Source organism: Pseudoalteromonas shioyasakiensis (assembly GCF_001550135.1).
Taxonomy (GTDB): domain Bacteria; phylum Pseudomonadota; class Gammaproteobacteria; order Enterobacterales; family Alteromonadaceae; genus Pseudoalteromonas; species Pseudoalteromonas shioyasakiensis.
The window spans coordinates 97,122-109,761 of record NZ_LRUE01000022.1; the positions used below are offsets into that span (position 1 = coordinate 97,122).

The window sequence follows — 12,640 nt, forward strand, 5'->3', positions numbered from 1 at the left end:
TAAACTTAGCGCCCCTTGAAAAGAGGCCAATTGAATAACAGTGCGTATCGGTTCATACCAACTTGAGAACAATGTAATTGTCGCGCCAATGGCAGGCATTACAGACAGACCATTTAGACAACTTTGCCGTCGCTTAGGTGCGGGCCTTGCTGTTTCTGAAATGCTCTCGTCAAACCCGAAAGTATGGAAAACTGAAAAATCGATGAACCGTATGGATCACAGCGGTGAGTCGGGAATTCGTTCGGTGCAAATCGCCGGAGCCGATCCTGAGCTTATGGCACAGGCAGCACAATTCAATGTCAGCAATGGTGCACAGATCATAGATATCAATATGGGGTGCCCAGCTAAAAAAGTGAATAAGAAACTCGCAGGCTCTGCCTTATTACAGTTTCCTGAATTAGTACAAGAGATACTCGATGCCGTTGTTAATGCTGTCGATGTCCCTGTCACTTTAAAAATCCGTACCGGATGGGATCAGGATAACCGTAATGGTGTCGAGATTGCGAGAATAGCTGAACGTTATGGCATTGCCTCACTGGCAGTACACGGGCGAACGCGCGCATGTATGTATAAAGGTGAAGCAGAGTACGCCACAATTAGGGATATTAAACGTTCAGTGTCTATCCCTGTCGTTGCCAATGGTGATATTACTTCACCAGAAAAAGCAAAGCAGGTTTTGGATTATACGGGTGCAGATGCCATTATGATTGGTCGAGCCGCCCAAGGTCGCCCTTGGATTTTTAGGGAGATAGACCACTATTTGCGAACTGGAGAACATTTGCCAGCACCTGAAATTTCAGAAGTGCGCAGCATTTTGATGGAGCATTTAGACAATCTTCATCAGTTTTACGGGGAGCCAATGGGAGCGCGTATCGCTCGAAAGCATGTATCTTGGTATTTGCAAACCCATGACAGTGACGGTCAGTTTAGGCGAGTATTTAATGCGTTAGATAACCCACAGGCACAAGTCGACGCATTAGAAGAATACTTTAAAACACTAGCAGCTAACTAAGAAAGAAAGAGACATATAACGATGTTCGAACAAAACGTGACTTCTCCATTTATCACAAACCCTCATGTACAGTCACACGAGAAACCACAGCCGTTGCGTGATGCAGTGAAAAAAGCTGTTCATCACTACTTAAAGCAACTTAATGGTCAAGACGTACAAGACGTATACGACCTTGTTCTTTCTGAGCTAGAAGCACCATTACTTGAAGAAGTAATGACGTACACGCGTGGTAACCAAACTCGTGCTGCAATCTTACTAGGTATCAACCGTGGTACTTTACGTAAGAAACTTAAAAAGTACGGCATGAACTAATACCCGTTATATTGAATCCGTAATCAGTTTAACGAGCCATCGTTATAATTGCTTACAGCTTCATAGTAACTGGTAATAAGTTATTTGAAAAAAGCACCTTAGGGTGCTTTTTTTATAGCTGTTAAAAACTATGCAAAATCCTCACGCTTTAAACGTCGTTTTTTAAAGCAGATTCAGTTAAAATACCGCCTTTCTAAGCTAGCTCAAACATTGAGGTAATCAAAACTACAATGGATACACATCGTCCAATTCGTCGCGCACTATTAAGTGTGTCAGATAAAACCGGTATCGTTGAATTTGCTCGCGCTCTTGAAGCACAAGGCGTGGATATTTTATCAACTGGCGGTACTTGCAAATTACTTGCTGATAACGGCATCAAAGTCACTGAAGTATCTGACCATACTGGTCACCCTGAGATCATGGATGGTCGCGTAAAAACACTTCATCCAAAAATTCACGGCGGCATCTTAGCGCGTCGCGGTCAAGATGAAGACGTAATGAGCGAGAACAACATCTCTGCTATCGATATCGTTGTAGTTAACTTATACCCCTTCGCAAACACTGTTGCGAAAGAAGACTGCAGCCTAGAAGATGCGATTGAAAACATCGATATCGGTGGTCCAACTATGGTTCGCGCTGCGGCGAAAAACCATAAAGACGTAACTATCGTAGTTAATGCAAAAGATTACGACCGTGTGATCAGCGAAATGCAAAGCAACAACGGTTCAACAACTTATAAAACACGTTTTGATCTAGCTATTGCTGCTTACGAGCACACAGCTCAGTACGATGGCATGATTGCAAACTACTTCGGCAAAATGGTTCCTGACTACACAGAGGAAGCTGCTGAAGAGACTAAATTCCCACGTACTATCAACATGCAGTTCACTAAAAAGCAAGATATGCGCTACGGTGAGAACTCACACCAAGACGCTGCTTTTTATGTTGAAAACGACCTAACTGAAGCATCTGTTGCGACTGCAGTTCAACTGCAAGGTAAAGCACTTTCTTACAACAACATTGCTGACACTGACGCAGCATTAGAGTGTGTAAAAGAATTCGACGTACCAGCGTGTGTTATCGTAAAACATGCGAACCCTTGTGGTGTGTCAATTGGTGACAACATTCTTGAAGCCTATGATCGCGCATTCAAAACTGACCCTACATCAGCATTTGGTGGCATCATCGCATTCAACAAAGAGCTTGATGCAGACACAGCTGAAGCAATTGTTGCTCGTCAATTCGTTGAAGTTATCATTGCACCTAAAGTATCTGAAGCCGCTGCACAAATCGTATCTGCTAAGCAAAATGTTCGTTTATTAGAATGTGGTGAATGGACGGGTAATGCAACAGGTCACGACATCAAGCGTGTTAATGGCGGTATTCTAGTTCAAGACCGCGACCTAGGCATGGTAACGCAAGGCGACCTTAAGGTTGTATCTAAGCGTCAACCAACTGAGCAAGAATTAAAAGATTTATTATTCTGCTGGAAAGTAGCTAAATTCGTTAAGTCTAACGCAATTGTTTATGCACGTGACGGTATGACAATTGGTGTAGGTGCAGGTCAAATGAGCCGCGTTTACTCAGCGAAAATTGCTGGTATCAAAGCTGCTGACGAAAACCTTGAAGTAAAAGGTTCAGTTATGGCATCGGATGCATTCTTCCCATTCCGTGACGGTATTGATGCAGCAGCAGAGGCTGGCATCACAGCAGTTATTCAACCAGGTGGTTCAATGCGCGATGAAGAAGTTATCGCTGCAGCTGACGAAGCTGGTATGGCAATGGTATTTACAGGTATGCGCCATTTCCGCCACTAATCACATAAAGGGTTAAGCACATAGCTTAACCCTTTTTGTTTGCCACAAATTCACGTATTCTGATTAATAATAATAATTACCCATATAATGAAGGAACAGATGATGAAATTTGCCGTAAAATCGTTACTCGTTGCCAGCCTTGCACTGACATCAGCACAGGCTTTAAGCCATTCTCATGAATCAGCGCTTACACAAGCTGTGCAATCAAGCGAACGTGATGCTAAAAATAGCGCACGTGATAAATATCGCCATCCAGTTGAGACACTTGAGTTCTTTGGCTTTAAGCCAAACATGACAGTTGTTGAAATTGCACCGGGCGGTGGCTGGTATAGCGAAATTCTTGCGCCAGCTGTAAAAGGCCATGGTGTTTACTACGCGGCACATTTCCCTGCTGATTCTGAGGTGGGTTATTACCAACGTTCATTAGCTGGTTTTAAGAAAAAGATGAGCGATGACGCACGCTTCAGTGAAGTTAAACTAACTGAATTTGCGCCAGTAACACATCTTGATATTGCACCAGCGGGTAGCGCAGATCTTGTCTTAACATTTAGAAATGTACACAACTGGTACATGGGTAAAGATAAAGAAGGCGCGTTAAGTGCGTTTAAAGCATTTTATAAAGCACTTAAACCAGGCGGCACTTTAGGTGTGGTTGAACACCGCCTACCTGAAGCGCGCAGCGATGAAGATCAGAAATCATCAGGTTATATGAAGCAAAGCTATGTAATTGAAATTGCAAAGCAAGCTGGCTTTGAACTAGTGGCAAGCAGTGACATTAATGCAAACCCTCTTGATACAGCGGATCACCCTAAAGGGGTGTGGACACTACCACCGCGTTTAGCACTTGACGAAAAAGATGCTGCTAAATATAAAGCGATTGGTGAAAGTGATCGTATGACGCTGAAGTTTAAAAAACCGCTATAAATAGGATTATACGCCATGAATGTACTTGTCATCGGCAGTGGCGGCCGCGAACACGCTCTTGCGTTTAAGGCTGCACAAAATACTAAAGTAAACACCGTTTTCGTTGCTCCAGGTAACGCAGGTACTGCACTAGAGCCAAAACTTGAAAACGTTGCTATCAACGTTGAAGACCTGGCAGGTTTAGTTACTTTTGCTAAAGAAAACAACGTTGAGTTAACTATTGTTGGTCCAGAAGTACCGCTTGTTTTAGGTGTCGTTGATACTTTCCGTGAAAACGGTCTAGCTATCTTTGGCCCAACAGCAGGTGCTGCACAGCTAGAAGGCTCTAAGTCATTCACTAAAGACTTCTTAGCACGTCACGACATTCCAACAGCTGATTACCAAACGTTTGAACAAATCGACCCTGCACTTGCTTACCTAAAAGAAAAAGGTGCGCCAATTGTTGTTAAAGCTGATGGCTTAGCAGCTGGTAAAGGCGTTATCGTTGCGATGACAGAGCTTGAAGCTGAAGAAGCTATCCGCGATATGCTTGCAGGCAACAGCTTCGGTGAAGCGGGTAGCCGTGTAGTTATCGAAGAGTTCTTAGAAGGCGAAGAAGCCTCTTTCATCGTGATGGTTGATGGCAAAAACGTACTGCCATTCGCAACTAGCCAAGACCACAAACGCGCTTACAACGGTGACCAAGGTCCAAACACTGGTGGCATGGGTGCATACTCACCGGCTCCAGTGGTGACTGATGAAATTCACCAACGTATTATGAACGAAGTGATCAACCCAACGGTTGAAGGTATGGCAAAAGAAGGCCACCCTTACACAGGTTTCTTATACGCAGGTTTAATGATCACCGCTGATGGTACGCCAAAAGTAATCGAATACAACTGTCGTTTTGGCGACCCTGAAACACAACCTATGATGCTTCGTCTTAAGTCTGACCTTGTTGAACTTATCGAAGCGGCTAACCGTGAAGAACTAGATAAAACAGCAATCGAGTTCGACCCACGTGCAGCAGTCGGTGTTGTATTAGCAGCTAAAGGCTACCCAGATAGCTACCCGAAAGGTGATGCAATCAGCGGCTTGCAAGTTACTTACCCTGAAGGTGAGAAAGTATTCCACGCAGGGACTAAGCAAGATGGCGAAAACGTTGTAACTGCTGGCGGTCGTGTACTTTGTGCTACGGCACTTGGCAACACAGTAACCGAAGCGCAACAACGTGCTTATAAACTAGTTGATGAAATCAGCTGGGAAGGCATGGAATATCGTACTGATATCGCTTACCGTGCTATTGCTCGCGAACAGAATTAAGGTCAAACCAGTCTAATTCTGAAAAAAGCGCAGTTTATCTGCGCTTTTTTAATGCTACACTGTTAAGAACATTTACCTAGATAAAGAACTAATTTTGAATAATAAAGCACTGAAATATAACTTTGTTTCATTTCTTATTCTGACAATTTTGTTTTTTATCATTGCTACCCTAGCTGCACATTTAGCCAGCCCTACCCGCTACACTATAGATAAAACAGCCCCCATCTACAGTAATACAGCTTATCGAATAGATAGTAGTAAAGCGCTGACTCTCGAGCAGTTTTTAGCTGAACCAGACAAACTTAAACAGCGCCCTTTTAAAGATGTTGAGTGGGATTTAGCGGCGCAAGATTATTGGTTAAAGCTTGATTTAGAAAACCGTCAAGCAAAGCCTGTGGAGCTGGCGATTCACTTTGATAACCCTATGGTTGATTATCTTAGCGTTTATCATGTTGATGATAAGGGGCAGCTTATAGATACAACCGAGCTGGGTGATAAAGTATCTGGTCTTAGTTTGTTTCAGTACAGTACACCGCATAGCATGCTTACAATGCAGGGCTATGAGCAAACATCCCTCATTATAAAAATAGATACGGTGGGTATTAGCAAAACACCTATTAATATTTATGGTGAAAAAGAGTTTCAAGATCTACTACGTTCGCAATCAGGAATTTGGGGGATCTTCATTGGTGTGCTGATCATGGCTGCCCTGTATAACTTGGTATTATTTTTAGGGATCCGTGACCGCGTCTACCTTATTTATATAGGCTACATCATCTCAGCACTGTTACTTATGGGCTCAGTGCTCGGCTTTGGTTTTTACTTATGGCCGTTATCGTGGCAAATCTTTTTTAATGAGCAAGTGGTGTTCAGTAACTACGCGATTGCATTTTTCACCGTGGCGTTTTGCACTATGTTCTTACGCTACCATAAAGACAATTGCCGCTTATACAAGCTCAGTATCAGCTTTTTAGCCCTGCTGTTTAGCCTCAGTCTTATCAGCTTTTTTATGCTGGAATACCATTCTTCAAAAATCTTTTTTGCCATCATGGTGCCGTTATACATTCTATGTATTTGCATGATTTACAAAAAGTTGGTGAGCGGTTTTCGGTGGGCAAAATTTTATGTCATGTCGTGGGTGCCACTGATTGTAGGCGCTGCCATTCAGCCTTTAGAACTAACGGGCTTTATTCCTTATAGCTTTGCAGTTAGGCACATATTTTTAGTCGCTATTCTCTGTGAGATTGTGCTCATGGCAATGGCGTTGGCAGATCGCGTTCGTTATCAACGTGAAAAAGCGCTGTATCATGCAACCCATACCCAACAAACTGAGCTACTCAACCAAGCAATGCTCAAACAAGCCTATATGGCGATTACCTCGGAGCATAGACTCGCTAACCTTTGCTTAGTGAAAATCGAGCAATTTAATGCCCTAATGAGCATTCTAAAGCCAAGCCAAAGCAGCCAAATAATTATCACTGTGGCTCAATCTTTAGAGCATCAAATTAATAAGAATAGGCAATTTATTAATTTAGAGTCAGCGCTAGATAACAGTCCAAAAGTGGCTGACTTAGGCAATGGTGTACTGGCTTTTATTTCTACCAAAATTCAATCACAAGCAGAGCTTCACCAAGAGCTTAGCAACTTATGCAAACAGCTGCCTAAGCAATATAAAGTGGCAGGCTTAGACCTGCAGCTTTACTACCGCTATAGCATTACTGAGCCAGTGAGTGATGATGGCTTTGATATTTGGCTACAACGTGGCTACTTAGGGTTGTCACAAAAGCAGCAAAACATCGACTTTAACACACCGCATATCGATATGGATGTCAGCCTTGCCGCTGAGTTACAACAAGCAATGCGAAGCAATACCTTAGCCATTTACTTACAGCCCATTATTAATTTACGCAATGGTGCTATCTGTGGCGCAGAGGCATTGTTACGCTGGCCTACAGCGGGTAAATACCTGGACATTGAGCAACTCATTTTATTGGCTGAACGTACTGGTTTAATTAACGAGTTGAGCTTATGGGTGATTGATCAGGCTTGCCTAGCTGCTGCCCAGCTTAATCGACAAGGCTATCGCGAGCATACCATTAGCGTTAATTTAAGTGCCAAGAATCTAGCTATCCCTAAGCTTGTCGAAAAAGTCGAAAACACCATTTTAAAGCATGGCATTACTGCGGATCAGTTAAAGTTTGAATTGACTGAATTTGCGCTTATCAAAAACCATGATGAAATGGTCAGCTTTATCAGCGAACTTAATAAACTCGGTAGCAAGGTGGTACTCGATGATTTTGGTACCGGTTACTCATCGTTAAACTACTTAGTAAATTATTCATTTAGCACGATTAAAGTCGATAAGAGCTTTATTCTTGATTTAGTGAATAACACCACCAACCAGGTAGTGGTAAAAACGGCTATTGATATGGCTCATAACCTTGATATGAATATCACTATCGAAGGCATTGAAGACCAAGAAACAGAAAAAATGCTGATCAAGATGGGCGCAGATCAAGGGCAAGGCTATTATTACAGCAAAGCGGTACCGATTAATGAGTATCTAAGCTTTATTGCCTCACAATTTAAATAGGCCGTGTTACACTGCCCTTTTTAACATCTTTAGGGGCCATGTAAAGATGCAAGGTACGATCAGAAAATTAAAGTCGACACTGACCTCTCCTGTCGAATATCAATTACCTATCGGTGATGAGCTAGTTTCATTAAATGACTATATTGGTAAGCCGCTCACACTGACTTTTACCGGCAATATTTTTTGCTGTAACTGTGGTAAGAAAACCAAGAAAAGCTACTCTCAAGGCCACTGTTTTGTTTGTATGCGCAAACTGGCTAGCTGTGACATGTGTATCATGAAACCTGAAACGTGCCACTTTGATAAGGGCACCTGTCGTGAGCCACAGTGGGGTGAAGAAAACTGCATGATCCCGCATTACGTGTATTTAGCCAACACTTCAGGCCTAAAAGTAGGTATTACCCGCCATACTCAAATTCCTACACGCTGGATTGACCAAGGTGCGACGCAAGCTTTACCTATCTTTAAAGTACAAACCCGTCTTCAATCGGGTTTAGTTGAGGTTGCCTTAGCCGAGTTTATTGCTGATAAAACCAATTGGCGAAACATGCTAAAAGGTCAATCTGAAGCAATTGATTTAAAAGCTGCTGCTGCAGAGTTGATCCCACAAATTGATGCTAAGTTAAGTGAACTTGCAGAGCTATTTGGCGCAACAGCCATTGAAAAGCTCGATGAAGATGTAGTTGAGCTAGACTACCCAGTAAGTGAATACCCAAGCAAAATCAGCTCTTTCAATTTTGATAAAGCACCAGAAGTATCAGGTATTTTAAAAGGCATTAAAGGCCAGTACTTAATTTTTGATACTGGCGTCATTAATATTCGTAAGTTCACTTCTTACGAAATTAGCTTAGGTTAAGCACTTTTTTCGCTATTGAGATAAAAATCATACCATTGCTGCTTCGCTATTGGGCGGCAAAAGTAATAGCCTTGAATGGTATCGCAGTTAAGTGAACGTAAGTAATTTAACTGCTCTACCTTCTCTACCCCTTCTGCGACAACATGAATACTCAAGCTTTTCGCAAGGCTAATAATCGCCGTAACAATTTCACTATTTCCGTATTCATCTGGCACTTTTGCGATAAAGCTGGCATCTATTTTTAACGTATCAATTGGCAGTTTAGTTAAGTAACTTAAAGCCGAATAGCCCGTGCCAAAGTCATCTAACGTAATATGCACACCTAGCTTTTTAAGCGCGAGTAACTCTTGTTTAGCTTCACTAAAGTGGCTGATAAAACAGCTTTCAGTAAGCTCTACTTCAAGCTTGTATGGGTCTACATCGTAACGCTCAAGTAAGCGTTCAACATTCGATGCTAATTGTCCCTGACGTAAGTGATTAGCCGAAATATTAATTGCCAAGCGCCCTGCTTCAATGCCTTGTTGCTGCCATTTTTCTAACTCTATACAAGCCTGCTCGATAACCCATAAATCAAGTTTCACAATTAGGCCAAGTTCTTCAGCAAGAGGGATAAACTTAGCAGGTGAAATCACTCCAAGGTTTGGCTCATGCCAACGTAAGAGAGCCTCTACCCCTAAAATTTTGCCTGAATTTAACTCCTGCTTAGGTTGGAAATAAAGCTCAAACTCATCGCTTTCTATGGCGTTTTGTAATCGGCTCATCATTGCCAATCGCTCTAAAGAGCGTGCATTCATCGCAGGTTTGAATAATTGAAATGAATTACGTCCCACTTCTTTAGCACGGTACATAGCAATATCTGCATGCTTAAGCAGTGTAGCGCTATCTACGCCATCATCAGGGTAAACCGCAGCGCCAATAGAAGCTGTAATTGCAACCACATGCTCGTTAATAGCAAGCGGCATACTCACCTGCTGCAAGACTTGTTCGGCAAAGTTGAGCAGTGTTTCAACCCGATTTACTTCGCATAGCAGAACAAACTCATCGCCACCTAAGCGCGCAAGAGTATCCCCTTCAGGAAGAATTGATAAAATACGCTCTGCTACTTGCTGCAATAAGTTATCACCAGCGTCATGCCCTAAGCTATCGTTAACCTCTTTAAAGCGGTCTAAGTCGATAAACATCACTGCTAATAGATCATGGTTTCGTTTGGCAGAACTCAGCGCAATAGAGAGTCTGTCATGAAATAAGCGCCGATTAGGCAGGCCTGTTAGCTCATCGTAATAGGCGAGCTGGGCAATTTTTTCTTCTGCACGTTTACGCTCTGTAATGTCGCTAAAAATTGCCGCATAAAGCACTTCATCAAAGTTAGGGTCTTTAATCTGGATAATGGTGAGCCACTCTACAAACTCTTCACCATCTTTTTTGCAATTGCAGATCTCCCCTTGCCAGACCCCTTCGTATTCAATGGCATGCCACATTTTTTGATAAAACGAACGGCTGTGTTTTGTCGAGCTTAAAATATTGGGACGCTTACCAATTACTTCATGCTCAGCAAAGCCGGTCAGTTTAGTAAAAGCAGGGTTAACTTGAATAATCGTGCCGTCTTTACGGGTTAACATAATGCCATCGAGTGAGGCATCAATAATTTTATTTGCTAAAAACAAGTTACGTTGTGATTTTTGCAAGGCAATATCACGCTGCTCTATGGCTCGTTCAAGCTCGCAGCAATAAGCTGACTCAATCTCTGTGATCAAATCAGCAAAAGATATAACCCCGCAAATTTCATCATCTCTGACCACTAAATGACGCACATTACGCTCTGTCATAGTGCGATACGCATCAAATAAACTGCTTTCACAATCAATTTCAATTAACGGGTAGCTAGCATATTGCCAACAAGGATTTAGCCACTCGGTTTGAATGATCAGCTCAACAATATCACGCTGAGTAATAATACCGTGCAGTTCAAGCTCTCGGTTATAAACCAGTACACTATCAAGGCGGCCTGCGCGCATCAGTTGCACAACCTCTTCTATCGGGGTTTGCGCATCAACTATCTCTAGGTCAGTGCGATACTGCTCATGAATAGGCCGAAATTGTAAGTAGTGGTCCAAACCTTGGTTATGCACAATATCAGATAAGTTCAACATACCCGCAGGCTGATTTTCGCTATCCATTACCAATAAATGACGAATGCCATGCTGTTGAAAACGCAGGGTTGCATCACTGACTGAGCATTGATTTGGCACTGTAATAACAGGCGCCGACATGACCTCGTGAATGGCAAGGTTCTTATAGAGCGGGCTGCTGATGTCAATTTTCAAACAATCAGCTTCCGTCCAAATACCAACAACAGACTGCTCATGCTTAATAAAAATAGCCGTCACATTGTGAACATGCATCAACCTCACCGCATCGACCAAAGGCGTATGCGCAGGACACGATACCAACTTTTGCGAAAAGACATCACTCACCTTTTGATGTCGTCTTGGTTGATTCATAAGTCGACTTTCCTAGTTCTTACATGAATTGGCAATTATAATCATTTCAACCTATGCAACTTTGACACAGGACAATAAATGCACTCATCATTTCCTAAGATTATTTTTTCAGACCATGAATTAGCATTAGTTGAAGACGAAGCCGATATAGAAAGCTTTTTATATGGCTTAAGTGAAGAGCAGCAACAAGAAGCGATGCTACTTTTGGCAACAGGGCACTATGTCAACTTGCAGGGAGAAAGCGTGAAAGCATTAACTGATTTAGAGCTTGCTAATAGAGTGACTGAGCACCTAGCACAAGAGGGAGTATGCTGTTTAAGTAAGGTTACTCGGCTTACACCAACGCAAGCCTTTGCGATGCTGGCAGATTAAGGCGCATCCACCAGCGCTTTAATGTGCGCAACGGCACTACGGCCAAGGGCTGATAAAGCATAACCCCCTTCAAGATAAGAGATAATCCCTTTGCAATCTTGCTGCTGACAAAATTCAGCTAATTGTGTGGTTAGCCATGCGTAATCGTCTTCAACAAACTTCAGGCTTGCCATGTCATCTTCAAGATGAGCATCAAAACCTGCACTAATAAACAACAGTTCAGGTTTAAATTCATTGAGTTTTGGTAGCCACTGCTCAAGGTAAACTGCTTTTAAGTCATTACCATCACTGGCAATTGGCAGCGGTGAGTTAACTAAAGTCGCGTTATTTTCAACGGCGGTATTTGGGTAAAAAGGGTGTTGAAACAAAGAGCAAAACAACACATTGTCATCATCTAAAAAGATATCTTGCGTGCCATTACCGTGGTGTACATCAAAGTCCAAAATAGCGATACGTTTAACACCTTTGCTTTGCGCGTATTTCACGGCAATGGCTAGGTTATTAAAAACGCAAAACCCTGCAGAGGTGCTACGGTTTGCATGATGCCCTGGTGGTCTAACCGAGCAAAATGCAGCATCCAGTTTATCAGCAAGAATTTCATCAACGGCGAGTAATCCAGCACCAACGGCTCGTTCAATTGCTTTCATTGAATCTGGGCACAACCAAGTGTCGCCGTCTAATTCAGCAAGCCCTTCATCGGGAATTGTTTGCTCTACATGGCTTACCAAAGGTTCATCATGAGCAAGTAAAAAGTCGTCGCGGCTGGCTTTAGGAGCTTGTAAGTGAGTAATTGCTATATCAACACCACTTGCTAGCAAGCGGTCGGTGATCACATCTAAACGCGCGGGGCATTCGGGGTGATCCTCAATCATTTTATGTTTACGACAAAATGGATGTGAGATAACTGCCGTTCTCATAATACGCTCCTTGAATTATTTTCCCCCAGTATAA

Annotated in this window: 10 protein-coding genes; 8 read left to right on the forward strand and 2 right to left on the reverse strand. The window is 42.6% G+C overall.

Annotated features, from left to right (window positions below):
* The first annotated feature begins 40 nt into the window (after window positions 1-40).
* The 7 genes from dusB to PASHI_RS16995 all read left to right on the forward strand — a co-directional run bounded on the left by dusB (window position 41) and on the right by PASHI_RS16995 (window position 8,816).
* Window positions 41-1,012, forward strand: coding sequence for a tRNA dihydrouridine synthase DusB (gene dusB / locus PASHI_RS16965; RefSeq protein WP_054560983.1), 972 nt, complete (start codon window positions 41-43; stop codon window positions 1,010-1,012).
* Window positions 1,013-1,033: 21 nt separating this feature from the next.
* The gene (gene fis / locus PASHI_RS16970; RefSeq protein WP_002957804.1) at window positions 1,034-1,324 is read left to right on the forward strand and encodes a DNA-binding transcriptional regulator Fis; all 291 of its coding nucleotides are present in this window, start codon (window positions 1,034-1,036) and stop codon (window positions 1,322-1,324) included.
* A 230-nt stretch (window positions 1,325-1,554) separates the two neighbouring features.
* Entirely contained in the window at window positions 1,555-3,141 is a 1,587-nt protein-coding gene (gene purH / locus PASHI_RS16975; protein WP_054551039.1) for a bifunctional phosphoribosylaminoimidazolecarboxamide formyltransferase/IMP cyclohydrolase, read from the forward strand.
* Window positions 3,142-3,243: 102 nt separating this feature from the next.
* Window positions 3,244-4,065, forward strand: a complete 822-nt coding sequence (locus PASHI_RS16980) for a class I SAM-dependent methyltransferase (RefSeq protein ID WP_058585847.1) — start codon at window positions 3,244-3,246, stop codon at window positions 4,063-4,065.
* A gap of 15 nt (window positions 4,066-4,080) precedes the next feature.
* Complete coding sequence (purD, locus tag PASHI_RS16985) at window positions 4,081-5,367, forward strand: phosphoribosylamine--glycine ligase (RefSeq protein WP_062566446.1); 1,287 nt, start codon at window positions 4,081-4,083, stop codon at window positions 5,365-5,367.
* A gap of 94 nt (window positions 5,368-5,461) precedes the next feature.
* Entirely contained in the window at window positions 5,462-7,960 is a 2,499-nt protein-coding gene (locus tag PASHI_RS16990; protein ID WP_062566447.1) for an EAL domain-containing protein, read from the forward strand.
* Between the two features lie 46 nt (window positions 7,961-8,006).
* Window positions 8,007-8,816, forward strand: coding sequence for a DUF2797 domain-containing protein (locus PASHI_RS16995; protein WP_062566448.1), 810 nt, complete (start codon window positions 8,007-8,009; stop codon window positions 8,814-8,816).
* On the opposite strand, the gene PASHI_RS17000 is transcribed toward PASHI_RS16995, so the two are convergent.
* Entirely contained in the window at window positions 8,813-11,317 is a 2,505-nt protein-coding gene (locus PASHI_RS17000) for an EAL domain-containing protein (RefSeq protein ID WP_062566449.1), read from the reverse strand. The two genes, PASHI_RS16995 and PASHI_RS17000, sit on opposite strands and share 4 nt — an antisense overlap.
* Window positions 11,318-11,395: 78 nt before the next feature.
* Here PASHI_RS17000 and PASHI_RS17005 point away from each other — a divergent pair, with 78 nt between their 5' ends.
* The gene (locus PASHI_RS17005; protein WP_062566450.1) at window positions 11,396-11,689 is read left to right on the forward strand and encodes a hypothetical protein; all 294 of its coding nucleotides are present in this window, start codon (window positions 11,396-11,398) and stop codon (window positions 11,687-11,689) included.
* Here PASHI_RS17005 and PASHI_RS17010 read toward each other — a convergent pair.
* A complete protein-coding gene (locus PASHI_RS17010; RefSeq protein ID WP_062566451.1) occupies window positions 11,686-12,606 on the reverse strand; it encodes a histone deacetylase family protein in 921 nt (306 codons plus the stop codon). The genes PASHI_RS17005 and PASHI_RS17010 overlap by 4 nt on opposite strands.
* Window positions 12,607-12,640 lie beyond the last annotated feature (34 nt).